This is a genomic window from Massilia sp. IC2-477, from assembly GCF_020707265.1.
Taxonomy (GTDB): Bacteria; Pseudomonadota; Gammaproteobacteria; order Burkholderiales; family Burkholderiaceae_D; genus Telluria.
Window position 1 is genome coordinate 512,242 of the sequence record NZ_JAJFEQ010000001.1, and the last position, 24,941, is coordinate 537,182.

Genomic DNA, 24,941 nt, shown 5'->3' on the forward strand with positions numbered 1-24,941 from the left:
GCCCATGAAGAACCAATCGACGCCATTTGGACGCCCGCGCCTGCTCGTCGTCGGCTGCGGCGACGTGGGCATGCGCCTGCTGCCCCTGCTCGCGGGACGCTTCCGCGTGTTCGCCCTGACCAGCCAGCGCGAGCGCTGCGCCGAGCTGCGCGCCGCCGGCGCGGTGCCGGTGGTGGCCGACCTCGACCGGCCTGCGAGCCTGCAGCGCCTGCGCGGACTGGCCGACTGGGTGCTGCACTTGGCGCCGCCGCAGCCCGAGGGCGGCATCGACCGGCGCACGCGCCACCTGGTCGCCGTCCTCGGCCAGGCCCGGCGCCTGGTCTACGTGAGCACCAGCGGCGTGTATGGCGACTGCGGCGGCGAACTGGTACGCGAGACGCGCCCGGTGGCGCCGCGCAATGCGCGCGCGCAGCGCCGCGTCGACGCCGAACAGGTGCTGCGCGCCTGGGCCGTGGCGAATGGCGCGCGCCTGGCGATCCTGCGCGTGCCGGGTATCTACGCCGCCGACCGCCTGCCGCTCAAGCGCCTGGAACAGGGCACGCCGGCGCTGCGGCCGGAAGACGACGTCTACACCAACCACATCCACGCCGACGACCTGGCGCGCATCGTCGCGCTGGCGCTGCTGCGTGGCCTGCCGGGCCGCGTGGTGCATGCGGTGGACGACACCCGCATGAAGATGGGCGAGTATTTCGACGCCGTGGCCGATGCATATGGCCTGGCGCGGCCGCCGCGCCTGCCGCGCAGCGAACTGCAGGCGGTGGTCACGCCGATGCTGCTGTCCTTCATGTCGGAGTCGCGGCGCCTCGACAATACGCGCCTGAAGCGCGAGCTGCGCGTGCGCCTGCGCTATCCCGACGTGGCCGCGGCGCTGGCGCGCGGAGTACAATCGGGCTCCCAATGAAAGAGGCCAGCATGACCTACGAAGAATACCTCGACGAAGTGACCACCCTGATCGTCGAAAAATACGGCATCCCGGACGCCGCCGCGATCAAGATCGTCGTCGATGCGCAGGACAAGGAATACTTCGTGGCGCACGACGACAAGCCCGAGATGCGCACCCTCGACCGCGCCCATACGGACGCGCGCAACCTGTACCAGGCCAGCCTCGCCAAGTCCGGCAAGAAGAAGTAAGCCTTTGCCGTCCCCGGTCGGGACGGCCTCTCCAATCTTCCATCCATCCGGCCTGCCTCGGAGGCCTGCGCACGTCTGGAGCATGCCTTCAAAAACAGCAGCATCTTGTGCAAATAACATGCTGAATGTGTATCATTTCGCCCTTGACGAGAAAAGCCATACAAATGATGCCATTGCGGCCTTGTATGCAAATAAATCGCGATAGATCACGGAAAGTGACAAATATTTAACAATCCTGAAAGAGTCCCATGCCCATCAGACGCCTTCCGCCCGGCGCGGAATACGACCCCAACCGTCTCCTCGACGCCATCATCGCCAGGCTGCGCCTGAAGAACGACGCCGCCCTGTCGCGCGTGCTCGAAGTGGCGCCGCCGGTGATCAGCAAGATCCGCCACAACATCCTGCCGATCGGCGCCACGCTGCTGCTGCGCATGCATGAGGAGAGCGAGTTCAGCATTCGTGAACTGCGTGCGCTGATGGTCAAGCCTACGGACGCGCTGCAGCCGCTCGCGGCCTGAAAAAAGAAGGCGCTGTCAGCGTTGGATGTGGAAAATGCCGATTGCTGCTCGCAGCAGATGCTCAGGCTCGGTAATACGCTCTTCATCGAGCGCCCAGCGCCAGCCAAGGTAGTTTGGCAAGTAGCGTGAGGCCACGCCATGGAAACGCGAAAGCCAGCTGCGCAGACGCTGGTGATAGGAATTGACGTTCTGCACATGAACGGCGCCGCGCATGCGCTCACCGGCCCGCAGGTTCACAAACGCATGCGCAATGCCGGCCTCGCGCGCGAAAGTGCGGTACGCAACATGCCCATCGGTCACCAACAGGACGTCGGGGTCGAGCACGGGCAGCAGGTGCCGGTGCAGCTGCCTGGCCGTGACCGCAGCCCGTCCGGTCACGCAGGAGCAGGTCTGACCGTTGCGGTCACGGGCCACCAGGATGCAGTCGTGCTCGTGGCTGATGCCCCGGCTGTGTGCGCTGCCACCGCGCTTGCGGGCAGGCCGGTCCAGGCAGCGCGAACCCTTTTGCGATTCGAGGATGAACATCTCGTCCGCCTCAGCAATGCCCGCGAGGCGCTCGGGCTGGTCCAGCCGCGCCCCGTCAAGGAATCGATGACGCCAGCGAAAGCTGGTGTTGCGATGCACTCCGATACGCTTGGCTGCCGCGCGCACGCTGCGAGAGTCGAGCATGTCCCTGAGGTAGTCGATCCATTTCGCGCGGTGGCGCAGCCTGGCGAGAGGCGTGCCGGTCAAGGCGCTGAAGGTGCGGCCGCAAGCGCGGCAGCGGTAGCGCTGCAGCCCACGATCGAGGCCGTGACAATAATGCCGAGTGCCGCTACAGCCGGGACAACACAGGGGAACAGGCCGGGCCCCATCGATGGCTTCGCACACCTGATCCAGGCCAAGCGCCGGGCGCAGGAATTCGATCAGCAGTGATCGTTGCTGGCGGCTGAGCAAGCCTGCCTGCTGCAGCAAACGACGAAAGCCGGCGGCATTCATGGTCCCTCCTGATCATCGACCCAGGTTGGACATCCATGCGGCTCAGCAGTTCAATTTCTACACGTAGCGGTGACAGCGCCAAAAAGAACGGCCGGGGGGACGCAAACGTCGCCACCCGGCCGTGAGGGGAAGGGTTCAGGCGGCGTGTGCCAGTTCCTTGCCTGCTGCGGCGTCACGCTGTACCTGCGTGGGCTTGCCCGGCGAGGCGCAGTAGGCATACGCAGCGTTGGCGGCTTCGCGCGGGGTACCCGGCGACGCGCAGTACGCGTAGGTCGCCCTGGCAGCCTGGCGCGGCTGGCCCGGCGCGGCGCAGTATGCGTAGGCAGCGTTGGCGGCTTCGCGCGGCTGGCCTGGCGAGGCGCAGTATGCATAGGCAGTGTTGGCGGCTTCGCGCGGCTGGCCCGGCGAGGCGCAGTATGCATAGGCAGTATTGGCGGCTTCACGCGGCTGGCCCGGCGAGGCGCAGTAGGCGTAGGCGGCGGCGTTGGCGGCTTCGCGCGGCTTGCCCGGCGCGGCGCAATATGCGTGGGCAGCGTTGGCAGCTTCGCGCGGCGTGCCTGGCGAGGCGCAGTATGCGAACGCGGCGTCGCTAGCCTGGCGCAGTTTGCCCGGTCCGGCGCAGTATGCGTAAGCGGCGATGGCAGCTTCGCGCGGCATGCCCGGCCCGGCGCAGTATGCGTGCGCGCTGTTGGCCGCAGCCCCGGTGCCGAATTCCGCTTCGTAGATGCTGCGCATGCGCTCTCCGCCGGCGGCGTGGTCGTCATCGTTCGCACTGGCGCCCATGCCGACATAGGGATAGTGGTGCAGGAAGTAGCCGAACACGGCTTCGCAGTCGCGGGCGTACTTCAGCGTGTCGAGGATGTGGTAGTGCCAGAAGATATCCACGTCAACCGTTGGCGATGCCTCTGCATTGGGGTACTTCTTCATCAGGAAGAGGAAACGGCGGTATTCCGTCTCCACGGCATCGGCGCGCAGCGCGGTCCAGCCTTCGCCGGAGTGCACATGCATCAGTTTCATTTTGATCGGATCGAGATCCAGCGTTTCGAAAGCTGCGAATTCATTGGTCAACATAGTTATCACCTTTTGTTGTAGATCTGTTGGTTGAGGCACTCTTTTTTATCCCTAGTTGAAGCGGTACTGCAGAGGGTCCTCCTGGATGAGGGTGGGCGTTAATCGGAAGCCAGGCACCCTGTGTTGAGCGGTGCCAGTGAGAAAAATTGTCCTGCGTACGGTCAGTTCCAATGTTGACCTCTGTCAACCAAGAAACTGCTGTGTAGAAACACGACAACACAGGAAAAAAAGCGCCAGGGACCTAGGCAATCAGCGGAAACGTGACCTCATTGTCCTGCGAGGAGAGGGAGGGCGAGTCGGATGCATGTGCCGCCAAGGGAATGCTGACGACGATGGTGGTGCCCGTGTCGGGACCACTGCTGATCGAGAAGCTGCCGCCAAGGATATTGACGCGTTCTTCGATGCCTACCAGGCCGAAGGACCCGCTGCGGTTGCGGCTGCCAGGCTGCATGCCGATACCGTTGTCGCGGATGGTCATGGTCAGCATGTCGGCGTGCTGGTGCAGGTCGATGCGTACGCGGCTCGCGCGCGCGTGCCGCGCCACGTTGTTGAGCGACTCCTGCAGGATGCGGAACAGCGCGGTGGCGCACTGGTCATCGAGATGGTGTTCGGTCTCGTCTTCGACCAGTTCGCATTCGATGCCGGTGCGGCGCGCGAAGTCGGCGACCTGCCAGTCGACTGCGGCGGCCAGGCCGAGGTCGAGGACGTTCGGGCGAAGGTCGTTGATGATCTGGCGCACGCTGCGGATGGTGAGGTCGATCTGGCGCACCGTCGCGCTGGCGCGCTCGTGCAGGCGGCCATGGCGGCTGCGCGTGCGGTTGGCCAGGATCTCGGCCTCGATCTTCAGCGCCAGCAGGTTCTGCGCGAGTTCGTCGTGGATCTCGCGCGCGATGCGCTTGCGTTCGCCTTCCTTGATCTGTTCGGCATGCGCGGCCAGCTGGCGTAGTTTCTCGTTGGTGGCCTGCAGCTTGGACTGGCTGGCGCGCAGCTCGCGCGTCATGTCCTCGGCCATGCGCAGGGCGCTGCGGCGCGACGAGGCCATGGTCTGGAACAGCGCGTAGAGCAAGGCGGTGCTGAGCGTGCCGGCAAGGGCGGCCAGCCAGGGGTAATAGAAGTCGAAACGCGTGTACATCGCGTAACGGGGGATGCTGAAATCGGCGCGCCACTGGCGCTTCTTGAACTCGATCCGGAGGCTGGCCCGCAGCAGGTCGGCTTCGCGCGGCAGTGGCGCAATGCGCGCGGTCCAGTCGCTGTCGTAGAGGACCGCGCTGGGCTGCGCCTCGCCAGGCTCCAAAGGGACATCGTCGAGGTCGGTGAGCACCAGGCGCACGCCGTCGACCGGGAAGCCCTCGAGTGCGCCGTTGACCATCGTGCTGAGCCCGAAACCGATGCCGACGGTGCCAATGTAGGCGGCGCGGCGCTGCAGGACGGTATCGATCGGCACGCCGCTGCGGTACACGGGCAGGCGCATCGCGAGGATGTTCTGGCGCGGACCGGAGTCGGGCATCACATTGACGCGCAGGCCCGAGGAGGTAAAGGAATTGTTGTCGCGCGCCGACTCCACCGTACTGCGGATGTAGCTGCGCGCTTCCAGGTCGAGGCCGAGCTTGTCGAGCGTTTCCGGGTTGGCCGGTTCCATGTAGACGATGATCGTATAGCTGTCGCGTCCCGGCACGGGATGTAGCTTCCTGGCAGGCTCGGGCATGCCGTACTGGCGCAGGCGGCGGCGCACGTCCGCGTCCACGGCCGCCAGTTCAGACGGGCCGACGGCGCGCGCGTAGTTCATGGCATGGATGCCGGGGAAGTTGCGCGGCGTGTCGAGCTGCTCGACATAGTGGCGGAAATCGTCGGCGCTGGCCTTGGGATTGGCGTGGAACAGGCCGGCCATGCCGCGCAGGACGTCGGTATAGCTCTTGATGCGGGCGTCGATCGCGAACTGGGCGGTGCGCGCCATGCCGCGAAAGCGCGTTTCGGCATCGCTTTCGATGGCATGGGCTGTGGCCAGATAGAGCGCGGTGCCGACCGTCACGGACAGCAAGGCCCCGGTCAGCATCACAGTCGGTATGGCGACAAGATGGTTGTGGGGACGGCGGGAAGACATGATCCGTAAACTCGCTTGCTAGGTGAACTCGTCGCGTTAATGCGACAAACATTCATACGCTAAGCTTGTTTAGGAAACGAAGAACCTATCAGGTTTGATAGGTTTAGCGGCAATGCAACGAAGTAGACAAAATGGAAACGTTTCGCAATGAAAAGGGCCGCGCATGCGCGGCCCTTTTCAGTCGACAGCGGCTTTGAGCGTCTAACAAAACCCCCAGGGCAAGGCGGATCGCCGCAGTGGCGGACCACGAAGACAGTACGCTAGTACGGCGAGACGATCCAACGCTGCCATGGGGGGAATTGTTAGGCGCTCTTATTTGCCCCAGCTGTCTTTCAGTGTGGTGACGCGATTGAACACCGGCTTGCCGGGTTGGGAATCGACGCGGTCGGCCACGAAGTAGCCGTGGCGCTCGAACTGGAAGCGCTGCTCGCGCACCGCATCCTTCATGCCCGGCTCCAGGTAGGCGGTCACGGTTTCCAGCGCGTTCGGGTTGAGCGCGGCCTTGAAATCCTTGCCGCCGGCGTCCGGCTGGGGTTCCGTGAACAGGCGGTCGTACAGGCGCACCTCGGCCTCGAGCGCGGTGGCGGCGCTGACCCAAGTGATGTTGCCCTTGACCTTGTAGTTGTCGGCGCCCGGGGTGCCGGACTTCGAATCCTCGAAGTACTTCACGTGCACGGCAGTGACCTTGCCGCTCTCGTCCTTGTCGAAGCCGGTGCACTCGACCACGAAACCGTACTTCAGGCGCACGCGCGAACCGGGCTGGTCGCCAACGGGCGGGGTGAAGCGGTGGTAGCCCTTGGTCGGGGTTTCCATGAAGTCTTCCTGCTCGATCCACAGCTCGCGCGTGAACGGGAAGCTGCGCACGCCCATTTCCGGATGGTGCGGGTGGACCGGCGAGGAGCACTCGACCGATTCGCCCTCCGGGAAGTTGTCGACGATGAGCTTCAGCGGACGCAGCACGGCGATCGCGCGCGGCGCCTTCGGATCGAGGTCGTCGCGCAGCGCGCCTTCCAGCGTGCTCATGTCGATCCAGCCGTCGGCCTTGGAGACGCCGATGCGCTCGCAGAACAGCTGGATCGATTCCGGGGTATAGCCGCGGCGGCGCAGGCCGACGATGGTCGGCATGCGCGGGTCGTCCCAGCCGGTCACCACACCTTCGTCCACCAGTTGACGGAGCTTACGCTTGGAGGTGACGACGTAGGTCAGGTTCAGGCGCGCCATCTCGTACTGGCGCGGCACCGGGCGCGGGAAGAAGCCGCCGTCGGCCAGGGTGTCGACCAGCCAGTCGTACATCGGGCGGTGGTCCTGGAATTCCAGCGTGCAGATCGAATGGGTGATCGACTCCAGCGCATCCGAGATCGGGTGCGTGTAGTCGTACATCGGGTAGATGCACCAGTCGTCGCCGGTACGGTGATGGTGCGCATGGCGGATGCGGTACAGTGCCGGATCGCGGTTGGTCATGTTCGGCGAGGACATCGCGTCTTCCGACATCTTGGCACGCAGGATGTGCTCGCCATCCTTGTACTTGCCGGCCTTCATGTCGCGGAACAGCTGCAGCGACTCTTCCACCGGACGGTTGCGGAAAGGCGAGTTGGTGCCGGGCGTGCTGAAGTTGCCGCGGTTCTTGGCCATCTCTTCCGGAGACTGGCTGTCCACATAGGCCTTGCCTTCGCGGATCAGGTATTCCGCCATCTCGTACAGCTTGTCGAAATAGTCGCTGGCGTAGTGCAGGTATTCACCGTCGCCCTGTTCCCAGGTAAAGCCGAGCCACTTCACCGAATCCATGATGGTGTCGACGTATTCCTGGTCTTCCTTCTCCGGATTGGTGTCGTCGAAACGCAGGTGGCAGCGGCCGTTATAGTCGCGTGCCAGGCCGAAGTTCAGGCAGATCGATTTTGCGTGGCCCACGTGCAGGTAGCCGTTCGGCTCCGGCGGGAAGCGGGTGATGACGGGCGGCATGCCCTCGCGCGCATGGGTGCCCGCTGCCAGGTCGTGCTCGATAATGGCACGCAGAAAATTCGACGACGGGGGATTGCCCGCAGCCGCCGGGGTGTTCTTTTCGTTGCTCATGAAAAAAAGTTTTGGATAGGTAAGTTACGGACATTTTACCGTAACGCAGGAGGCAGCCGCCCCAGTATGTGGTGGAGCGCACGGTCAGCCCGATTATATGAATACATACTGGGGACAACTAGGTCTATTCGCAAGGCTCAACATGAAAACCCTCGCCACCCATCCGGAACTGGTGCGTGCCTGGCTGCTGGCCCAGGCCGGCATGCCGCTGCCGCCCCTGACGACAGCCCGTTCGCAAGCCCCCGACCAGAAGCCGCAATCCCCACAAGCGCCGGTTCGCCACTGAGCGCCTGCCTTCTGGGCAAGTTGCCGTTTTCTATAGGATAATCTCGTTTTTGCCGTTTTGCGGCGCTGCCTGACGGCTTTGCCGGGAGAGTTTCTTTGGAAAATTTATATGCGATCCTCGGCGTCGCGCCGAATGCCAGCGACGACGAGATCAAGAAGGTCTATCGCTCGCTGGCGATGCGCTACCACCCGGACCGCAACCAGGCCCCGGGCGCCGAAGCACGCTTCAAGGCCGTCACCAAGGCCTACGAGGTGCTGTCCGACCCGGCCAAGCGCGCCGAATACAACCAGAGCGTCAACCACCGCATCGTGCTGGATGCCGAGGCCGAAGCCTTCGAGCTGTGGCGCTCGCTATTCGCGCTGAACGGCGTGAACCTGCAGGCCTGACCGCCCGGCGCAGCCGCGCCCCACGAATCAACAGGACACAACAATGAAGAACGTACATCCCGAATTCTCGTTCCAGTCGCGCGAACTGGAAGGGCAGATCGAGGGCACGCTGGGCGATCCGCCCAACCGCAAGAACTACGACATGATGGTCAGCGCGCTGGTCTCGGAATATGCCGGCGGCTCGGGCCTGGACGACGTCAACCTGATGGCCTTCGCGCTCGTTGATTGCATCAAGTTCAAGGATCCGAAAGGCCTCATGCGCGAGGCTGCCGACTACGAAGGCACCGACCCGGCGCGCGTGTTCGCGATGGCCGAGTGCGACGGCGAACAGGGCCGCGCCATGTACGAAGCCATGACGGCGAATTACCCGGAACTGGCGCGCCAGGCGATCATCACGGCCTTCCTGTACAAGAACCAGGCTAGGTGGGAAGACGAAGACCGCGATCTCGCCCGCCTCGGCGAGGGCGATGAGGGCGATGAGGACGACGACATGGACGGCACCGCCGCCAGCGACGACTTCACCCAGCTGTTCGATCCGGAAGGAGGAGAACGCGAATGAGCGACGAGTCCAACAAAGCTAACCTGCCGGCATTGACGAAGCAGGTCAGCGAACTGGTGCTGGCCGGCTCGCTCGAGCACGCCGAAGAGGCCTTCTCGCAGGCCGCCGACGAGCATGGCGACTACGCGGTCGTCGAAGTGCTGTCGACCCTGCCGCCGCAAGTCACCGCACTGCACCTTTCCGGCTTCGACGGCGCCAAGACCTCGGTCGCGACCCTGCTGGTGCCGCCCAAGGCCTGGGCCGAGAGCCTGGCCTATATCGCGGCCACCTGGCCGGACAACCTGATCGAGGACGATCCGGAACGCATCGCCGAGAACCTGTTCAACCACGTGCACGGCATCGTCTACGCCAACGACGACGAAGACCGCCGCCACGAGCTGCTGCAGGAAGCTTCCGCCACCGACCACGGCGCCACCGTGTTCGCCATCCTGTGGTCGCTGGCGCCGAAGGAAATCCTGGAAGTGGCCGGCGAGATCCTGTCCAAGGGCCGCTACGTCACCGCCCAGACCAGCGGTGACAGCGATATCGCGCCGCTGGCGGTCGACCTGGCCAAGGCCAGTGAAGACGGCTGGGAGCGCTCGCTGCTCGAGCTGTTCCCGGAATTCCGCCACAGCGCCGAGATGGCCGACGTCGAGTTGCCGGACGACCCGGACGAGGAATCGCCCTTCATGCAGCGCACGACGCGCGAACTTCTGTACCGCCTGCGCAAGCAGGTGCCGTCGGTGCGCAGCATGCCGCGCCGCGGTACCCGCCGCAGCATGGGCACGGACATCTTCTCGTGAGCGGAGCGCCAGGATCCATGTTGCCTGCAATCGTCATCGAGAAGCCGCCGCGCCTGGTGCGGGTGATCAAGCTGTTGCCCGGCGAAGCAACCCCGGACGAAGCCGTGGTGCTGGCCGACGAGCTGGCCGGCATCACGGCGATGGTGGCCGAGAAGTTCACCAACGACCGCACCGCCGAAGGCATCCAGCGTGCACAGCTCCTGACCGTGGGCGGAGTCTCGCTCGGCCTGGAGCACTTGTGCGACAGTGATGACGACCTCGACGCGCTCGATATCCTGATCGAGGAGGGCGCCGAGCTCGTGTTCCAGCAGGGCTTCCGCCTGGTGAAGGAACTGTCCGCACTGCCCGAAGACACGCTGGTGGGCGAGTATGACGTCGATCCTGTGTATGCGCAGCGGCGCCTGAAGGAACTGTTCGTCGACCTGTGCACGGCCGATCCTGGCGAGAGCTGGAGCGGCTACGAGCGCTACCTCGGCCAGCTCAAGCAGCGGCAGGGGGTGCAGGCGATCGTGCGCGCGGCGCAGTGGATCCGCCGCCATCATTACGAAGGGCCGATCAATGACCCGGACCTGAACGCCGAAGGCGTGATCGCGCTGGCGATCATCTTCGCGGTCGAGGGCGGCGGGCGCGTCACGGCGCGCACCGGGCAGAAGGAGTTCGAACGCCTCGTGAAATCGGTGCGCAAGAACAAGCCGGACTTTGAAAGCGGATGGGCCGAGCTGATGGCGCAGGTCCCGGCGGCGCACCAGCCGATCATCGCCGAGCGCATCGCGACCTACCGCGAGCACTGCACGGTGCTGCAGCACATCGGCACCAAGGCCACCATGAAGCAGCTTTTCACCGAGCTGGAAAACTACGCCGGTTCCGAGCTCGACCCGGACCTGCCGTAAGGCCCCATGAACGGCGCGGCGCAGGGGCGGATCGCGGCGGGAAGCCCTGAATTCCGCCGCATCAACCGCGCCATGGCCTTCGGCGGCTTTTCCGTCTTTGCTCTGCTGTACTGCGTCCAGCCGCTGATGCCGCTGCTGGCGCGCGACTTTTCCCTCACGCCCGCCCAATCGAGCCTGGCGCTGTCGGTGTCCACCGCCACGCTGGCCGTGGCGCTGCTGGCCTCCGGCAGCGTGGCCGACCGCATTGGCCGCAAGCAGCTGATGGTGGCCTCGATGGTTGGCGGCGCGCTGCTGACTTTGCTGTCGAGCTTCGCTGTCGACTACACCCAGCTGGTCGGCGTGCGGGTCCTGCTCGGCTTCGTGCTGGGCGGCCTGCCGGCAGTGGCAATGGCCTACCTCAGCGACGAGATCGAAGGCGGCTCGCTCGGCCTGTCGATGGGCATGTACATCAGCGGCAGCGCCTTCGGGGGCATGAGCGGGCGCGTGCTGTCCTCGGTGATCAGCGATTTCGTTTCCTGGCGCGTCGCCGTCGGCCTGCTGGGGGCGGCCGGGCTGTACGCGGCCTGGGAATTCTCGCGCAGCCTGCCACCCTCGCGCCATGGCGCAACGAAGCGGGTGCACGGGCCGGGCTTCCTCGACGGCCTGCGCATCCATCTGCGTGATCAAGGACTGCCCTGGCTGTTCGTGCTGCCTTTCCTGCTGATGGGCTGTTTCGTCAGCCTGTACAACTACATCAGCTACCGGATGCTGGCGCCGCCGTTCAACCTGAGCCAGAGCGCGGTGGGCGCGGTGTCGCTGCTCTACCTGCTCGGCATGTTCAGTTCGATGTGGGCGGGGAAGCTGGCGGACCGGCTCGGGCGGCGCAATGTGCTGTGGCTGTTCATGGCGGTCATGATTGCGGGCTTGCTGGTGACGCTGCACGAGTCGGTGTTCGCCATTGTGCTCGGCGTCGGGCTCGCGACCTTCGGCTTCTTTGCAGCGCACTCGGTGGCCAGCAGCTGGGTGGGCCGGCGCGCGCGGCCGCCACAGGCGCTGGCCTCGGGCATCTATCTGTTCTGCTATTACGTCGGCTCGAGCGTGGTCGGGTGGTTCACGGGCTACGTGTGGGAGCACTGGGGATGGAGCGGCGTGGTGGCCGTGCTCGGCGCACTGCTGGGCGTGGCGCTGGCGATCGCGCTGCGGCTGCGGTCCTTGGCGCCAGCGTCGAGCGTCACGGATAGCCGTGATCCTGGACATCTTCGATAGCACATCACCGGCGATATTCCATGATCCGCTTGAGCTCCGCAAGGCGCTGCCTGGTCAGCGCAAGCTGGATCGCCTCCGGCGCCGGTCCGGACGGCAGCCTGGCGCGGAAGGTGACAAAGCTGTCGCGGTAGGCGATCCATGCACGCTCCGCCTGGCGCACGTCGGCGCGGGTGATGGTCGAGTCACCGACCCGGTCCGGCCGTTCGCGCTCGGCCGGCGTCGGCGCCATCAAGGCGCGGTAAGCGGTGTTGAGTTCCTTGTCGGCCCGTGCCAGATCTTGCGGCGAAGCGGCGGGCAGGCGCTTGCCGAGGACATCAAACAGTAATTCGTCGAATTGCGCCAGCAGTTTGCCTTCGCGCTCAATCGCCAGGCCGGGGGCGGCGGTTCCCTGCATGTTGGTCTCGGCAGTGCCGGCATAGCGCTCGGCCGCCTGGCGCAGCTTCCCGAGCGCGTCGCGGGCAGGACCCGGCAGCGCCGCCACCGTGCGCTCGAGGCGCGCCTTGCGCACACGGTCCGCCTGGCCTTCGCGAATGCCCGCGCATACGGCACCCATGTAGCCGCTGGTGATGTGGTCGCACTGGTCGAACACGGCGCCGGCGCCCTGCGGTCCCGCCAGATGGGCGATACGTGCTTCCATCTCTGCCTTGGCGATGAACTCCAGCTTGCAGGCATAGTGGATCGCGATATCGGGATCGCGCGCGACGCCGAAGCCGTTCGCGTACAGCATCATGAGGACCGCATCGTCCTCCTGCGCCAGCGCGCATTCGCGCACCTGCCGCCACTCCGCAGGCGAGGTAAGGGCCTGGCTGCGCTTGACGTAATACAGGTCGCCCGCATTGCAGCGCGGCGCCGGCTCCTTTACCCTGCCGAGATCCGGCGCGCTGCGCTGCGCCACGCGCATGCACTGGCGGTACCAGGATTCATCTTCGGAAAACGGGACGCCGAAGTTGCTGGTATTGGGGTAGGGCGCGGCGGACGACAGGCCGCAGGCGGAGAACATAAGGCTCGCCAGTAGCGCGTTCAGATATGGTCGGAACATGGACATCGCAACTCCAGGTAATTGCCGCTTGCGTGAACAGGCTGGCAGGATAACTGACAACCTCGACATCATGCGTAGCCGTGGTAGGTGAAATAGCTGAGACGCTTTTCCACCGGATCGTATTCGGCGTCAAAAAAGCACTGCCCGCCATCGTCCACGTGCATGAACTGCGCCGACAGTTCCCATGCGGGGGTGTCGAAGACCTGGCAGGCGCCCGCAAGCCGTACCACACGACGATCTTCCCGTGTTTCGCCGCGAAACTGGATGGCGTACTTTGCGATGCGTGCCTTGTCGCCAAACAGCTTGTTCGAGACGAGCCGGGCATCGATCAGGGACACCATGTGCGCGACGGTCTCCAGGGGTACTTGCCAGGTACCGAGGCGGACTTCGTACCAGTTGGGAACCGGACTGATGGGAGGATCGTGGAGCGCCGATCGCGCGCTCTTCGCGCTGGTCCAATCCGGAAACGGGGTATGGAACTGGGCTTGCGCCGGCAGGCAGAGCAGCGTTGATACGGCGGCAAACGGGACGACGAGTCGAAGGCGCATGGCAGGCTGGGCTTGGTCATCATGGACACCGTATAGCTTACCCAAGCGGCACCACGGTAGAGCATTTATGCCAAATAAATTGTTTTAGCAAAAGTAACAGTAGAGCAAGCGGAGTAGGGCACAATGCCCGTCCCCACATGTCTTTTGGCTGTACTCCCATGCTTCGCCCCTCGCTCATTGCCCTCTGTATTTCCGCGCTCCCAGCCTACGCCCAGACCAGTGCCACTTCCGTTACCAGCGCGCCGGCCACGACGAAGAAAGCCGCGACGCCGGACAAGATCCAGCAGGTTGAAATCAAGGGCAATGCCAACACCTACGACCCGCGCCGCGACGACACGGCCAGCAAGATCGTGGTGACGAGCGAAGAGATCAAGCGCTACGGCGACACCTCGGTACTCGACGTGTTCAAGCGCCTGCCGGGCATCACCGTGAGCGGCGCGTCCGGGCGTGGCGGCGAGATCCGCATGCGCGGCCTGGGCAGTGGCTATACGCAGATCCTGATCAACGGCGAGCGCGCGCCGGCCGGCTTTTCGATCGACCAGCTCTCGCCCGACGTGATCGAACGCATCGAGATCCTGCGCGCGGCCAGCGCCGAATTCTCGACCCAGTCGATCGCCGGCACCATCAACATCGTGCTCAAGAAGTCGGTGCAGAAGGCGCAGCGCGAGCTGCGTGCCGGCGTCGGCAGGAGCCGCGATGCGAGCAACCCGAGCGCGAGCCTGCAGATGTCCGACCGGGTCGAGGGCATGTCGTATTCGGTGAGCGCCAACGCCATGATGGTTGACTACGACCGCCAGTCCCCGGTCGAGGAATCCGCGCTCACCCCGGACGGCCGGCTGGCCATGCTGCGCCGCACCCGCGCCCACGACCAGGGCACGCCCTACAGCATCAGCCTGGCGCCGCGCATCAACTGGACCGGCAAGAAGGGCGGCACGCTTACCTGGCAGTCGCTGGTGGCCGCCAACCGCAACGATTACCACGGCTACGCCGTCACCGACACCCTGCTCGGCCAGGCGCCCTTGTACGACGTGCGCGACACCGACAGCAAGGGGACCAACGCGATCCTGCGCTCGGACCTGAACTGGGTGCGCGAGCTGGGAGAAGGCGCGAAAATCGACCTCAAGCTGGGCGTGAACGGCATGCGCAACCGCGGCACCTGGCGCGAGCACGACGACAGCATGGGCCTGCGCGGCCGCGACGCCCTGGTGCTCAGCCGCACCTCGGAGCGCGGCCTCACGTCGACCGGCAAGTATGCGACGTCCTGGAAGAAGGACCATGCGCTGTCGATGGGCTGGGACGGCGGCTACACCCTGCGCGACGACGCCCGCATCGAGGACGAGGCTTTCCCGCAGGGCGGCCGCAGCGCATACTCGGACGAGCGCTACGAAGCGAAGCTCGGCCGCCTGGCCCTGTTCGTGCAGGACGAGTGGAACCTCACGCCGCGCTGGTCGATGTACCTTGGGCTGCGCTGGGAAGGCCTGGAGACGACCAGCGAGGGCAATACCTTCGCCACCACGACCAACCGCAGCAGCGTCTGGAGCCCGCTGGCCCAGACCCTGTACAAGCTGCCGGACAGCCGCGACCAGCTGCGCCTGGCCCTGACGCGCACCTACAAGGCGCCGGCCGCCAGCAGCCTGATCCCGCGCCGCTTCACCACGCCCAACAACAGCCAGACCGACCCGGACTACCGCGGCAACCCGGACCTCAAGCCGGAGCTGGCGACCGGCATCGACGCCTCCTACGAGCATTACTGGGCCGAGAAGGCCCTGCTGAGCGCCAGCGTGTCGGTGCGGCGCATCCAGGACTTCACGCGCCAGGGACTGATTCTCGAGAATGGCCGCTGGATCCAGACGCCCGTCAACGACGGCGACGCGGTGACGCGCAGCCTCGAACTGGAGGCCAAGTTCCCGCTGTCGGCAGTGCGCAAGGGCGGCCCCGACCTCGACCTGCGCGCCAGCATCTCGCGCAACTGGTCGCGTGTGGAAGAGGTACCGGGGCCGCACAACCGGCTCGACCAGCAGACACCCCTGTCCGCCACGCTGGGCGTCGACTGGCGCGCACCTGGCGGCAAGCTGTCGGCCGGTTCCAGCTTCGCCTTCAAGAGCGGCGGACCGGTACGCATCAACCTCAACCAGTCCGGCTACCAGAGCGTGCGGCGCGACCTCGACATGTACGCGCTGTACAAATTCAATCCCAAGTACCAGCTGCGCTTCGCCGTGTCGAATATCCTGCGCCAGGACTTCCTGGACGATTCGGTCTACACCGACGCCAGCGGCACGCAATGCCGGACCAGGGTGTTTCCGGGCTATGCGATGGCGCGCCTGACCCTCGAAGCGCGATATTGACATGCCTTGCTCCGTCCTTGCGACCTATGCCCTGTATGCCTCGATCGCGGCATCCATCGCCTGTTCGGTGCTCGCGAACGCCCATCTGCGTCCCGGGAAACAGGACCCGTTGCGGGTGTTCTTCTGGCGCGAGAAGAGTGACTTTACGGAGAAGGGATGGAAGTTCCGGCAGGCCTCGCTCTGCTTCATGGCGCTTGCTGTCGTCTTGATCCCGGTGTCGAAGCTGCTCCAGTACATCGAGGCCCGCTAAGCTCTACAATGCATGGACTCACCACCACGAGGAGCCATTCATGTTACGAGGAAGCTGCCTGTGCGGCGCCGTCGTCTATAGCGCCGCCGGTCCCGTCGAAAGCGCCAGCCACTGCTACTGCACGATGTGCCAGAAGCAGCACGGCGCCGGCGCCGGGACCTATGCCAACCTTGCCCGCGCCGGCTTGACGATCGAACAGGGCGATGCCTTCATCACGGAGTACGCGTCGTCGAGCCACGGCCGGCGCGCCTTCTGCCGCCAATGCGGCTCCACGCTGTTCTGGCGCAGCGAAGAGTCGCCCCAGCGGATCGCCGTCACCCTCGGCACCCTGGATGCGCCCTATACCGGTCCGGTCGAGCGGGAGCTGTACCTTGATACGAAACCGGCCTGGCTGCCAGTGGCGGATCCGGACTGAATCCTCAGGCTGCGGTCAGCAGGGCGATCATCGCCCGCGTTGCCGCGGACTGGCGCCGGTGCGGCGCGTACAACACCGAGAAGGGCCGGCTGCGGCCGCGCAGCTGCGGCAGCACTTCGACCAGGCGGCCGCTCGCCAGGTGCTCGCGCACGATGAAATCGTAGCTTTGCGCGATCCCGATGCCGGCTACCGCCAGCGACACGACCCCCAGCACGTCATCGGAGACGGCGATTGTCGCCGGCGCGCTCCATTCGACATCGGCGCCGCCGTCGCGGAACACCCATGGCGCGATACGGCCGGTGCGCGGCAGGATGAAGGGCAGGCAGGCATGGCCGGCGAGGTCGGCCAGCGCGCGCGGGGTGCCGGCGTGGGCGAGATAAGTGGGCGCTGCGACCAGGCATAGCGCCTCGTCGGCCAGCTTGCGCGCGACCAGGCCGCTGTCCTTGAATTCCCCCAGCCTGACCGCCAGGTCGAAACCTTCCGCGGTAAGGTCGACGCTGCGGTTGGTGATGTTGAGCTCCACCTTCACTTGCGGGTAGTCGCTTGCGAACCGGGCCAGCACGGCAGGCAGGCGGAAGTGGCCATAGGTGGTCGGAACACTCATCCGCACCCGTCCCCGCAGCGCGTCCCCCTGGCCGCCAGCCTCGCGTTCGGCGTCGCCCAGCAGCGTGAACGCGGCGCGCGCCTGCTCCATATACTGGCGGCCGGTGTCGGTCAGGGTCACCCGGCGCGTGGTCCGGCGCAGCAGTTGCGCACCGAGCCGGTTTTCAAGGCGCATGACGGCGCGGCTGAGCACCGACGCCGTGGTCGACAAGGCCACCGCGCCGGCCGTGAACGATCCATGCTCTGCCACTGCCAGGAAGCCTTCCAGGTCATCCAGGTAATCGAACTGTCGGCTGATCTTGTCCTCCCGAGAACAAATAATTTGTTTTCAAGCCAGTTTATCTCTTCCTGTGCAAAGAATACAGTCGGGCTTCATTTTCAAGGAAAGGAAGCACATGGACTTGCAACTGGAGGACAAACGCGCGCTGGTCACCGGCGCCACCGCTGGCATTGGTCTGGCGATCGCCCGCACGCTGGCGAAGGAGGGCGCCGCGGTCGCCATTACCGGGCGCAGCGAAGACAAGCTGGCGGCAGCCGCAGCCAGCATCCGCGAGGCCGCAGCGGGCGCGCGCGTCACGACCGTGCTGGCCGACCTGGCGCTGCCCGGCGGCGCCGCCAGCGTGGCCGAGCAGGCCGGGGACATCGACATCCTCGTCAACAATCTCGGCTACTACGAAGGCAAGCCATTCGCCGAGATCACGGACGAGGACTGGCTGCGCATGTTCGACCTGAACGTGATGTCAGGCGTACGCCTGGCGCGCGAGTACTTCCCGCGCATGCTGGCGCGCGCCACCGGACGGGTCATCTTCGTGTCCAGTGAAGTGGCAGCCTTTACCCCGCCCGACATGATCCACTACGGTGTGAGCAAGTCGGCGCAACTGGCGGTAGCGCGCGGGCTGGCCGAGCTGACCCGCGGCACCGCCGTGACGGTGAACAGCGTGCTGCCTGCCGCCACCCGCTCCGAAGGCATTGTCGACTACCTGCGCCAGACTGCCCCGCGTCCGGGGATGACCGATGCCGAGATCGAAGCCCATTTCTTCGCGTCCTATCGTCCAAGCTCGCTGATCGCCCGCATGATCGAGGCCGACGAAGTGGCCGCGATGGTGGCCCTGCTGGCAAGCCCGCTCGGCGCCGCGACCAATGGCGCGGCCGTGCGGGTCGAAGGCGGCAGCTATCGTTCGATCCTGTGATGGCGGAGGCGAGCATGAACAAGCGAATCCTTGGCCTGTTGGCAGCCACGATGCTGGCCGGCTCCGCCGTGGCCGACGACGGGCTCGTACTCGAACGCTGGCGCAGTTATGCGGGCGTCAGCTGGGACGCTCCGCGTGCGGGCAAGGTGCCGGCGCCGTTCGCGAACTCGGTAAATGCGCCGATCGCCGGCATCCACTTCGACGGCGCCGGGCGCGCCTTCGTCAGCACGCCGCGCCTGGTGGCGGCCGATGCGCCGGCCACACTGAGCATCCTCGACACGACCAGTACCGAAGGCCCGGCGCGCCTGCGTGCCTTCCCGTCGCTGGCCGCGAATGCGACCGGGGCCGCTCCCGCAACCCACCTGCGTAACGTGCTGGGCTTTCATATCGACCGGCGCAACGGTTGGCTGTGGGCGCTCGACCAGGGCTTCGTTGCTGGCGAAGCGGAGGCGCCGGCGGGTGCGCAGAAGATCGTCGTGCTCGACCTGCGCAGCGGCAGGACGGTCAAGCGGATTCCGCTCGACGGCGTGGCGGATCGAAAGGGCAGCTTCCTCAACGATATCGTGGTAGACGAGCGGCGCCGGGTGGCCTACGTTTCCGACAGCGGCTTGCGCAGCGCGCCAGCCAACCAGGCCGCGCTCATTGTCGTGGACTTCGCATCAGGCCGCGCGCGCAGGGTGCTCGACCGCCATCCTGCCGTGCTGCCCCAGCCCGGGCTGAGCGTGAAGTCGCATGGCGAGGAAGTCTGGCCAGGCAAGCCGCTGGTCCTGGGGGTGAACGGCATTGCCCTGTCCTCCGACGGGGACACCCTGTACTGGGCCGTCACCAGCGGGACCCGGGCCTACGCCATGCCTACGGGGCTGCTGCGCGATGCGCGCGTGGACGAGCAGGGCCTGGGCGCGGCGCTGCGCGACCTGGGCGAGGTCGGGGGCAATACCGATGGCATCGTGGTGGCCGGGGACGGTAAGCTCTACCTGACCGATGTCACCCGCAACGGCATCGTCCAGTTCGATCCGGGAACGGGGCGCATGGCACTGGTGGCCTCCAGCGACGGAGTGTACTGGCCCGATACGCTCACGCTTGGGCCGGACGGTGCGCTGGTCTTCACCGCGAGCGCGCTGAACCGGCACTTCTCCGGCCAGGTCGCACCCGGGGCGGAACGCTATGAACTGTGGCGCCTGGAGCGCAAGCGCCCCTTGCCCCAGGGTTGACACGGGCACGGCTGAAATGTGTGCTTGATATCCCCGGCAGGAAGACTAAAGTGATTGATTCCAGCGGATTCGCCGCACTACTTTCAGGAGGTCAATCATGTTGCAACCTGCCGAAATTCAACAGCGTTTCAGCCAGATCCAGCAAACCGTCAACCAGGCCGAAGAGGTCACGAGGAACGACCAGGGCGCACCCAGCGAGATCCGCGACTGCATCCAGAAGATCGCCCACGAAATGCCGCAGGCCCAGCGCGTGATGCAGTCGAACGACCAGTCCGACATCATTGAATGCATCGACCGGCTGGAAGAGATGGGCGACGAAGCGAAACGGATGTGCCGTAGCGCCCAGCCGTCGCCCCAGGTCGCCTCGGTGGTGACGCGGGTGCATGACGTCCTGTCGGACCTCAAGCACCAGCTGCATTGAATCGTAGGGTGGGCGGGTCTTCCCGCCCACGCGGTCATTGTTATCGGCTCCGCTTTCGCGCCCCGATGATCTTGCGACAAGCGATCACCGCGTGGGGTGATCTGGTCCAGTGGACCAGATCACGAGCCGCCCACCCTACGATAATCAGAGGACCCCTTTGCCGCGCAAGGCGGCAATCTCCGCCTCGCCGAGGCCCAGCACTTCGTGCAGTACTTCGTCGGTGTGCTGGCCCAGCAGGGGCGGGGCCTTGTCGCTGGTTGCGGGCGTGGCAGACATCCTGATCGGGTTCCTCACCAGCTTGACGGTGCCCGCTGCCGGATGCGGCAGCTCGATCGCGACCCCACGCGCCTGTACCTGCTCGTTGGCGAAGACCTCGCCGATGTCGTTGATCGGCCCGCAGGGAACACCCACGGACTCCAGTACCGCGATCCATTCGTCGCGCTTCTTTTCCTTGACCATCCCGGCCAGGATCGGCACCAGCACATCGCGGTTCTGCACGCGCAGCGGATTGGTCGCGAAGCGCGGATCCAGGCCCAGCTCCGGCCGGCCGCCGGCTTCCACGAACTTCTGGTACTGCCCGTCGTTGCCGGTGGCGACGATGATGTGGCCGTCGACACAGGCGAAGGTCTGGTAGGGCACGATGTTGGCGTGCGCATTGCCCCAGCGCTTGGGCGGCTTGCCGCTGTTGAGGAAGTTGCTGCCCATGTTGGCCAGCATTGCCACCTGGGTGTCGAGCAGGGCCATGTCGATGTGCTGGCCTTCGCCGCTGCGGTCGCGGTGGGTCAGCGCCGCCAGCACGGCCACGGTCGCGTACATGCCGGTCATCAGGTCGGTCAGCGCCACGCCTGCTTTCTGCGGGCCGCCGCCCGGCAGGTCGTCGCGTTCGCCGGTGACCGACATCAGGCCACCCATGCCCTGGATCAGGAAGTCATAGCCGGCGCGGTGCGCATACGGGCCGTCCTGGCCAAAGCCGGTGATCGAGCAGTACACCAGGTCGGGCTTGATGGCTTTCAGGCTGTCGTAATCGAGGCCGTAGCGCTTCAGGTGGCCTACCTTGAAGTTTTCCAGCACGACGTCGCAATGCTTGACCAGTTCGCGCAGCAGGGCTTGGCCTTCGCTGCTGGCGATGTCCACCGTGACGGAGCGCTTGCCGCGGTTGGCCGACAGGTAATACGCCGCTTCGCTGGTGTCGCGTCCCTGCGCATCCCTGGCGTAGGGTGGGCCCCAGGCGCGGGTGTCGTCGCCGTTGCCGGGGCGTTCGATCTTGATCACGTCGGCGCCGAGGTCGGCCAGGTTCTGCGAACACCACGGGCCGGCGAGCACGCGCGACAGGTCGAGCACGCGGATATGGCCGAGCGCCTTCGGCAGCGCGCTGGAAGGAGTACCGGATTGCGTCATCTTGTTCCTGCTGGGTTGTATAGGCGAGCGAAGCCGGATTATAGCTGTCCGCGCGGGATCGTCCGCACCGAACGGTGGGCGGGCCTGAGCGCCGCGTCGATGACGGCCAGTGCGCGTTCCGGCTGCGCGGCGCCGCACATGAAGATGTCGGCCGCGGCGAAGCCGTGCTCGGGCCAGGTGTGGATCGAGATGTGCGATTCGGCCAGCAGCAGCACCCCGGTCACGCCCTGTTCCGGTCCGAAGGCGTGGAAGTGGCTGTGCAGGATGTGGGCGCCGGCCGCCAGCGCCGCGTCGCGCAGCAGGGTGTCGATGGCGGCAGGGTCGGCCAGTAGGCCGCCGTCGATGCCGGCCAGGTCGGCCAGCAGATGGATGCCCGCAGGGCGATGTTCAATCGTCACTTGTGACCGCCGCCCGAGTAGCCGCCGCTGCCGCTGCCGTAGCTGTGGCTGCGCCAGCTGTTGCCGCCGCTGCTGCGGGCGGAAGACGCCATGCTGACCCAGCAGATGATGGTGGTGATGACGGTTACCACGATGGCGTAGAGGATGAATTTAGTTCTCATGCAGGCACATTCATTTTTTTTCGGGCGTCAGCAGCAGCGGCAGGAACAGGGCGATCATCCCGACCAGCATCCAGGCCAGCGTGGTGCCGAAGTTGGCGACCAGCGGGATGAAGTTCAGGCCGAACATCCACAGCAGCGCCTTCCACGCGATGTCGCTGCCGCTCAAGGCAGCCTTTGCCTCTTTCGCCGCGACCGGAAGCTTGAACCAGGCGCGCACCTGGTCTTCCGCGACCGGCGTCGAACGCGACCAGGTCAGTTCTTCGTTGGTGTGCTCGGCCGCGAGACCATTCTGGCCATGCTCGTACTCGGCCACGTGGACCACGTCGCCGGCCGCGACCCGCCAGTTGAAGGCGCCGGCCGCATACAGCACGCGCGCCTGGTAGACCCAGGTGCGCTTGTATTCGATGTGATCGACCTGCACCGTGTTCATGGCCGGCAGGGGCGGCGTGGGCCAGTCGTCCATCACGTCCGAACGCGACCAGCCTTCGTTCGTTTCGATCAGCCAGAAGAAAGGGCCCTGGGTCGAGTACAGCAGGTATTCGTTCCAGGCCTCGCCCTCGTTGTCCTCGCGCCGCATCACGCCCAGCACGCGGTAGTCGTAGCCGCCGATCTTCGCGATCGCGCCCAGGGTCAGGGTAAACGGCACGCGTTCATTCTGCTCGCCCTTGAGCAGCACCTCGACCTTGGGCGTCGAGGCATCGAGCCGCGCCGTGCAGGAGGGGCAGACGCAGTTCGCCGCCAGGCCGGGGACGTAGCGGATCGAGGAACCGCAGGACGGGCACTGCAATATGTCGACCTTGCCGCGGTACTTGCCGGCGCTCGCCTTGATCTGCTCGTCGTCGCGCAGCAGCTGGCATTTCATGCTTTCCAGCGTGACGGCAGTGCCGGCGTAGAGGAGAGGGGGTGTGCCATCCGAATAGTCGAGCGTGGCGAAGCTCGGGCCGCGGCGGAAGTCGGCCACGCGCGCTTCCCAGCCTTCGCCGACGCGGAAGGGCAGCTCGCCCTGGCCGCCGGTGCATTTCGCTACCCGCTTGTCCGAGGCGACGTAAGGGCCGAAGCCGATGTCGTACTGGCGGGTGACCTGGATAGCGTCAAACGCCGGCCAGCCGGGCGCCAGCTCGCGCCTGGTGGTCATCACGTACTGGCCCGAGCTGTCGCCCAGCCAGCCATCAAGGCCGTCGTCGAACAGCACATACCACTCGTTCCACATGCCGGCGGCGTAACGCTGCTGGATGCGGCCCACCACCGTGAAGCTGCGTCCCGCCAGGATGCCCGACGTGCCGATCTGGATGCGCGAATAGTCTTCCAGCACCTCGGACATTTTGCCGAGGTCGCGTACCGCACCCGCTTCCTTCAGTACGGTCGCGCGGCAGTACTCGCACACCGCCAGGACGGAGGCGTGCGAGCGGAATTCAACCGGTGCGCCGCAGGAAGGACAGGAAACGGTCTGCATCAGCCAATCAGTTTCTTGAGCAGCTCGGCCTTGGTGCTGTCATAGTCGCCCTGTGAGATCAGGCCCTTGTCCAGCAGGCCCTTCAGCTTGGCCAGGCGGTCTTCGATCGATTCCGAACCGGCCGGAACGCTGGCCGGCTGCGGCTGCGTAGCGACGCCCGGGGCAAACGCTCCCTGCATGCCCTGGGCCATGGCCTGGCCGATGGCGATGCCCGCGCCGGCGCCGGCGCCGATGCCGGCAATGCCGCCTTCGTTCTGGGCCGCCAGCGGGATGCTGCTCGCCACCTGGAACTGGGTGAAGCCGCCCATCTTGTCGGCGCCCAGACTGGCCTTCATGCCGGCCGAGATGCGTTCGTCCAGGGCCGCCTGCAGCTCTTCCGGCAGGCTGACGCTGGCGACGTTGAATTCGTCCAGGCCAATGCCGTAGCGGCCAAAGGCAGTAGCCAGGTCGCCGCGGATCTGCTGCGCCATCAGGGTCTGATTGGCAGCCATGTCGAGGAAAGCGATCTTCGACGCGCCCAGCGAGTTGGCCATGGTGGCCAGCATCAGGCCACGCAGCTGGTCTTCGACTTCCTCGCGGGTGTAGACGGCGCGGGTGCCGCTGATCTCAGTGAAGAACAGGCGCGGATCGGCGATACGGTACGAGTACATGCCAAAGGCGCGCACGCGGATCATGTCGAAATCCTTGTCGCGGATCGTCACCGGCTGCGGCGTGCCCCACTTGCGGCCGGTCTGCACACGCGTGCTGAAGAAGTACACGTCCGACTTGAAGGGCGAAGCGAACAGCTTGTCCCAGTTCTTCAGGTTGGTCAGCACTGGCAGGGTGGATGTCGTCAGGCGGTGCGTGCCCGGGCCGAACACGTCGGCCACGCGGCCTTCGTCCACGAACACGGCGACCTGCGACTCGCGCACGACGAGGGTGGCGCCGTTCTGGATTTCGAAGTCTTCCATCGGGTAGCGCCAGGCGAGAACCCCTTCGCCTTCCTCGTTCCATTGCAGGACGTCGAGAAACTGCTTCTTGATGAATGAGCCGAGAGACATGATGGTTCCTCTTTATGCGCGTGGGATGAAATCAGGAGATGCTGCCGGCGTTGATCAGGCCGATCGACAGCGAGATGGACCCGAGCAGGGTGCCGAAGCCCAGGTTGTTGTGCTCGATCTGGTCCTTCGACATGCGCAAGAGGCGCGTAGCGATCACGAACACCAGCACCTGGATGAGCATGGCCAGTGCGGCCCAGCCGCAGAATTCGTAGTAGTCGTCGGTGTGCATCAGCGCCGAGGCGATCGTCACCGAAAAGCCGAGCAGGGTGCCGCCCAGCGAGACCGCGGCAGCGCAATTACCTTGGCGGATGAGCAGCACTTCGTCGTAAGGCGTGACCCGCGTGTACACCACAAAAAATGCCAGAACCAGCGCGATTGCCGTCGCAAGATGCAGCACATAGTTTAGGATGGCGGGCACAACATTCTCCAAAGAAAATAATCGGGATTGCAGC

Annotated in this window: 28 protein-coding genes; 15 read left to right on the plus strand and 13 right to left on the minus strand. The window is 65.5% G+C overall.

Annotated elements, in window-relative coordinates:
- Window positions 1-4: 4 nt before the first annotated feature.
- The 3 genes from LK542_RS02275 (at window position 5) to LK542_RS02285 (ending at window position 1,649) form a co-directional block, all read left to right on the plus strand.
- Window positions 5-901 (plus strand): SDR family oxidoreductase, encoded by an 897-nt coding sequence (locus tag LK542_RS02275; protein WP_227810645.1) that lies wholly within the window; start codon window positions 5-7, stop codon window positions 899-901.
- Window positions 902-912: 11 nt separating this feature from the next.
- Window positions 913-1,131: a hypothetical protein gene (locus tag LK542_RS02280; RefSeq protein WP_227800362.1), complete on the plus strand. Its 219-nt coding sequence runs from the start codon at window positions 913-915 to the stop codon at window positions 1,129-1,131.
- A 248-nt stretch (window positions 1,132-1,379) separates the two neighbouring features.
- Window positions 1,380-1,649, plus strand: coding sequence for a hypothetical protein (locus tag LK542_RS02285; RefSeq protein WP_227800363.1), 270 nt, complete (start codon window positions 1,380-1,382; stop codon window positions 1,647-1,649).
- A 15-nt stretch (window positions 1,650-1,664) separates the two neighbouring features.
- Here the strand turns inward: LK542_RS02285 and LK542_RS02290 are convergent, their stop codons facing one another.
- The 4 genes from LK542_RS02290 to LK542_RS02305 form a co-directional block, all read right to left on the minus strand.
- Window positions 1,665-2,627, minus strand: a complete 963-nt coding sequence (locus tag LK542_RS02290; RefSeq protein ID WP_307728875.1) for an IS1595 family transposase — start codon at window positions 2,625-2,627, stop codon at window positions 1,665-1,667.
- Window positions 2,628-2,762: 135 nt separating this feature from the next.
- Complete coding sequence (locus LK542_RS02295) at window positions 2,763-3,698, minus strand: glycine-rich domain-containing protein-like (protein WP_227810646.1); 936 nt, start codon at window positions 3,696-3,698, stop codon at window positions 2,763-2,765.
- A 241-nt stretch (window positions 3,699-3,939) separates the two neighbouring features.
- Entirely contained in the window at window positions 3,940-5,751 is a 1,812-nt protein-coding gene (locus LK542_RS02300) for a CHASE domain-containing protein (protein ID WP_227810647.1), read from the minus strand.
- A 360-nt stretch (window positions 5,752-6,111) separates the two neighbouring features.
- Window positions 6,112-7,869, minus strand: a complete 1,758-nt coding sequence (locus tag LK542_RS02305; protein WP_227810648.1) for a glutamine--tRNA ligase/YqeY domain fusion protein — start codon at window positions 7,867-7,869, stop codon at window positions 6,112-6,114.
- Window positions 7,870-8,011: 142 nt separating this feature from the next.
- Between LK542_RS02305 and LK542_RS02310 the strand changes: the two genes are divergently transcribed.
- The 6 genes from LK542_RS02310 to LK542_RS02335 all read left to right on the plus strand — a co-directional run bounded on the left by LK542_RS02310 (window position 8,012) and on the right by LK542_RS02335 (window position 12,017).
- The gene (locus LK542_RS02310) at window positions 8,012-8,155 is read left to right on the plus strand and encodes a hypothetical protein (protein WP_227810649.1); all 144 of its coding nucleotides are present in this window, start codon (window positions 8,012-8,014) and stop codon (window positions 8,153-8,155) included.
- 95 nt (window positions 8,156-8,250) lie between these two features.
- The gene (locus LK542_RS02315; protein ID WP_227810650.1) at window positions 8,251-8,541 is read left to right on the plus strand and encodes a DnaJ domain-containing protein; all 291 of its coding nucleotides are present in this window, start codon (window positions 8,251-8,253) and stop codon (window positions 8,539-8,541) included.
- A gap of 43 nt (window positions 8,542-8,584) precedes the next feature.
- Window positions 8,585-9,100 (plus strand): hypothetical protein, encoded by a 516-nt coding sequence (locus tag LK542_RS02320; protein WP_227800369.1) that lies wholly within the window; start codon window positions 8,585-8,587, stop codon window positions 9,098-9,100.
- Window positions 9,097-9,882 (plus strand): hypothetical protein, encoded by a 786-nt coding sequence (locus LK542_RS02325; RefSeq protein ID WP_227800370.1) that lies wholly within the window; start codon window positions 9,097-9,099, stop codon window positions 9,880-9,882. The genes LK542_RS02320 and LK542_RS02325 overlap by 4 nt, the downstream gene beginning before the upstream one ends.
- 17 nt (window positions 9,883-9,899) lie before the next feature.
- Entirely contained in the window at window positions 9,900-10,772 is an 873-nt protein-coding gene (locus LK542_RS02330; protein WP_227800371.1) for a hypothetical protein, read from the plus strand.
- A gap of 6 nt (window positions 10,773-10,778) precedes the next feature.
- On the plus strand, window positions 10,779-12,017 hold the full coding sequence (locus LK542_RS02335) for an MFS transporter (RefSeq protein ID WP_227810651.1): 1,239 nt from the start codon (window positions 10,779-10,781) through the stop codon (window positions 12,015-12,017).
- A 4-nt stretch (window positions 12,018-12,021) separates the two neighbouring features.
- On the opposite strand, the gene LK542_RS02340 is transcribed toward LK542_RS02335, so the two are convergent.
- Window positions 12,022-13,056 (minus strand): lysozyme inhibitor LprI family protein, encoded by a 1,035-nt coding sequence (locus LK542_RS02340; RefSeq protein WP_227810652.1) that lies wholly within the window; start codon window positions 13,054-13,056, stop codon window positions 12,022-12,024.
- A 68-nt stretch (window positions 13,057-13,124) separates the two neighbouring features.
- Window positions 13,125-13,604, minus strand: a complete 480-nt coding sequence (locus LK542_RS02345) for a hypothetical protein (protein WP_227810653.1) — start codon at window positions 13,602-13,604, stop codon at window positions 13,125-13,127.
- A 158-nt stretch (window positions 13,605-13,762) separates the two neighbouring features.
- On the opposite strand from LK542_RS02345, the gene LK542_RS02350 reads away from it, so the two are divergent.
- Genes LK542_RS02350 through LK542_RS02360 form a run of 3 tightly spaced genes read left to right on the plus strand, consistent with a single transcriptional unit; the run spans window position 13,763 to window position 16,614 of the window.
- Window positions 13,763-15,949 (plus strand): TonB-dependent siderophore receptor, encoded by a 2,187-nt coding sequence (locus LK542_RS02350; RefSeq protein WP_227810654.1) that lies wholly within the window; start codon window positions 13,763-13,765, stop codon window positions 15,947-15,949.
- Window position 15,950: 1 nt separating this feature from the next.
- The gene (locus tag LK542_RS02355) at window positions 15,951-16,199 is read left to right on the plus strand and encodes a hypothetical protein (RefSeq protein WP_227810655.1); all 249 of its coding nucleotides are present in this window, start codon (window positions 15,951-15,953) and stop codon (window positions 16,197-16,199) included.
- 40 nt (window positions 16,200-16,239) lie between these two features.
- Complete coding sequence (locus tag LK542_RS02360) at window positions 16,240-16,614, plus strand: GFA family protein (RefSeq protein ID WP_227810656.1); 375 nt, start codon at window positions 16,240-16,242, stop codon at window positions 16,612-16,614.
- Window positions 16,615-16,618: 4 nt separating this feature from the next.
- Here LK542_RS02360 and LK542_RS02365 read toward each other — a convergent pair whose 3' ends face one another.
- Window positions 16,619-17,515 carry a LysR substrate-binding domain-containing protein gene (locus tag LK542_RS02365; protein WP_227810807.1) on the minus strand — a complete coding sequence of 299 codons (897 nt, stop codon included), beginning with the start codon at window positions 17,513-17,515 and terminating at the stop codon, window positions 16,619-16,621.
- A 97-nt stretch (window positions 17,516-17,612) separates the two neighbouring features.
- Between LK542_RS02365 and LK542_RS02370 the strand changes: the two genes are divergently transcribed.
- The 3 genes from LK542_RS02370 to LK542_RS02380 all read left to right on the plus strand — a co-directional run bounded on the left by LK542_RS02370 (window position 17,613) and on the right by LK542_RS02380 (window position 20,039).
- Window positions 17,613-18,407 (plus strand): SDR family NAD(P)-dependent oxidoreductase, encoded by a 795-nt coding sequence (locus LK542_RS02370; RefSeq protein ID WP_227810657.1) that lies wholly within the window; start codon window positions 17,613-17,615, stop codon window positions 18,405-18,407.
- A 14-nt stretch (window positions 18,408-18,421) separates the two neighbouring features.
- A complete protein-coding gene (locus LK542_RS02375) occupies window positions 18,422-19,618 on the plus strand; it encodes an L-dopachrome tautomerase-related protein (protein WP_374040108.1) in 1,197 nt (398 codons plus the stop codon).
- A 97-nt stretch (window positions 19,619-19,715) separates the two neighbouring features.
- Complete coding sequence (locus tag LK542_RS02380) at window positions 19,716-20,039, plus strand: hypothetical protein (protein ID WP_227800378.1); 324 nt, start codon at window positions 19,716-19,718, stop codon at window positions 20,037-20,039.
- 144 nt (window positions 20,040-20,183) lie between these two features.
- On the opposite strand, the gene LK542_RS02385 is transcribed toward LK542_RS02380, so the two are convergent.
- The 6 genes from LK542_RS02385 to LK542_RS02410 are packed head-to-tail and all read right to left on the minus strand — an operon-like array spanning window position 20,184 to window position 24,907.
- The gene (locus tag LK542_RS02385) at window positions 20,184-21,437 is read right to left on the minus strand and encodes a CaiB/BaiF CoA-transferase family protein (RefSeq protein ID WP_227810658.1); all 1,254 of its coding nucleotides are present in this window, start codon (window positions 21,435-21,437) and stop codon (window positions 20,184-20,186) included.
- Between the two features lie 38 nt (window positions 21,438-21,475).
- On the minus strand, window positions 21,476-21,835 hold the full coding sequence (speD, locus tag LK542_RS02390; protein WP_227810659.1) for an adenosylmethionine decarboxylase: 360 nt from the start codon (window positions 21,833-21,835) through the stop codon (window positions 21,476-21,478).
- Window positions 21,832-21,996 (minus strand): hypothetical protein, encoded by a 165-nt coding sequence (locus LK542_RS02395; RefSeq protein WP_227810660.1) that lies wholly within the window; start codon window positions 21,994-21,996, stop codon window positions 21,832-21,834. The genes speD and LK542_RS02395 overlap by 4 nt, the downstream gene beginning before the upstream one ends.
- Before the next feature lie 10 nt (window positions 21,997-22,006).
- Window positions 22,007-23,449 carry a DUF4178 domain-containing protein gene (locus LK542_RS02400; RefSeq protein WP_227810661.1) on the minus strand — a complete coding sequence of 481 codons (1,443 nt, stop codon included), beginning with the start codon at window positions 23,447-23,449 and terminating at the stop codon, window positions 22,007-22,009.
- Complete coding sequence (locus tag LK542_RS02405) at window positions 23,449-24,489, minus strand: SPFH domain-containing protein (RefSeq protein WP_227810662.1); 1,041 nt, start codon at window positions 24,487-24,489, stop codon at window positions 23,449-23,451. Before LK542_RS02405 ends, LK542_RS02400 begins: the two co-directional genes overlap by 1 nt.
- A gap of 31 nt (window positions 24,490-24,520) precedes the next feature.
- Window positions 24,521-24,907: a DUF350 domain-containing protein gene (locus LK542_RS02410; protein ID WP_227800384.1), complete on the minus strand. Its 387-nt coding sequence runs from the start codon at window positions 24,905-24,907 to the stop codon at window positions 24,521-24,523.
- Window positions 24,908-24,941: the final 34 nt, after the last annotated feature.

Coding starts and splice junctions, on each gene's coding strand:
- LK542_RS02275 (WP_227810645.1), top strand. CDS start 5: ATGAAGAACCAATCGACGCCATTTGGACGCCCGCGCCTGCTCGTCGTC.
- LK542_RS02280 (WP_227800362.1), top strand. CDS start 913: ATGACCTACGAAGAATACCTCGACGAAGTGACCACCCTGATCGTCGAA.
- LK542_RS02285 (WP_227800363.1), top strand. CDS start 1,380: ATGCCCATCAGACGCCTTCCGCCCGGCGCGGAATACGACCCCAACCGT.
- LK542_RS02290 (WP_307728875.1), bottom strand. CDS start 2,627: ATGAATGCCGCCGGCTTTCGTCGTTTGCTGCAGCAGGCAGGCTTGCTC.
- LK542_RS02295 (WP_227810646.1), bottom strand. CDS start 3,698: ATGTTGACCAATGAATTCGCAGCTTTCGAAACGCTGGATCTCGATCCG.
- LK542_RS02300 (WP_227810647.1), bottom strand. CDS start 5,751: ATGCTGACCGGGGCCTTGCTGTCCGTGACGGTCGGCACCGCGCTCTAT.
- LK542_RS02305 (WP_227810648.1), bottom strand. CDS start 7,869: ATGAGCAACGAAAAGAACACCCCGGCGGCTGCGGGCAATCCCCCGTCG.
- LK542_RS02310 (WP_227810649.1), top strand. CDS start 8,012: ATGAAAACCCTCGCCACCCATCCGGAACTGGTGCGTGCCTGGCTGCTG.
- LK542_RS02320 (WP_227800369.1), top strand. CDS start 8,585: ATGAAGAACGTACATCCCGAATTCTCGTTCCAGTCGCGCGAACTGGAA.
- LK542_RS02325 (WP_227800370.1), top strand. CDS start 9,097: ATGAGCGACGAGTCCAACAAAGCTAACCTGCCGGCATTGACGAAGCAG.
- LK542_RS02330 (WP_227800371.1), top strand. CDS start 9,900: ATGTTGCCTGCAATCGTCATCGAGAAGCCGCCGCGCCTGGTGCGGGTG.
- LK542_RS02335 (WP_227810651.1), top strand. CDS start 10,779: ATGAACGGCGCGGCGCAGGGGCGGATCGCGGCGGGAAGCCCTGAATTC.
- LK542_RS02340 (WP_227810652.1), bottom strand. CDS start 13,056: ATGTTCCGACCATATCTGAACGCGCTACTGGCGAGCCTTATGTTCTCC.
- LK542_RS02345 (WP_227810653.1), bottom strand. CDS start 13,604: ATGCGCCTTCGACTCGTCGTCCCGTTTGCCGCCGTATCAACGCTGCTC.
- LK542_RS02350 (WP_227810654.1), top strand. CDS start 13,763: ATGCTTCGCCCCTCGCTCATTGCCCTCTGTATTTCCGCGCTCCCAGCC.
- LK542_RS02355 (WP_227810655.1), top strand. CDS start 15,951: ATGCCTTGCTCCGTCCTTGCGACCTATGCCCTGTATGCCTCGATCGCG.
- LK542_RS02360 (WP_227810656.1), top strand. CDS start 16,240: ATGTTACGAGGAAGCTGCCTGTGCGGCGCCGTCGTCTATAGCGCCGCC.
- LK542_RS02370 (WP_227810657.1), top strand. CDS start 17,613: ATGGACTTGCAACTGGAGGACAAACGCGCGCTGGTCACCGGCGCCACC.
- LK542_RS02375 (WP_374040108.1), top strand. CDS start 18,422: ATGAACAAGCGAATCCTTGGCCTGTTGGCAGCCACGATGCTGGCCGGC.
- LK542_RS02380 (WP_227800378.1), top strand. CDS start 19,716: ATGTTGCAACCTGCCGAAATTCAACAGCGTTTCAGCCAGATCCAGCAA.
- LK542_RS02385 (WP_227810658.1), bottom strand. CDS start 21,437: ATGACGCAATCCGGTACTCCTTCCAGCGCGCTGCCGAAGGCGCTCGGC.
- LK542_RS02395 (WP_227810660.1), bottom strand. CDS start 21,996: ATGAGAACTAAATTCATCCTCTACGCCATCGTGGTAACCGTCATCACC.
- LK542_RS02400 (WP_227810661.1), bottom strand. CDS start 23,449: ATGCAGACCGTTTCCTGTCCTTCCTGCGGCGCACCGGTTGAATTCCGC.
- LK542_RS02405 (WP_227810662.1), bottom strand. CDS start 24,489: ATGTCTCTCGGCTCATTCATCAAGAAGCAGTTTCTCGACGTCCTGCAA.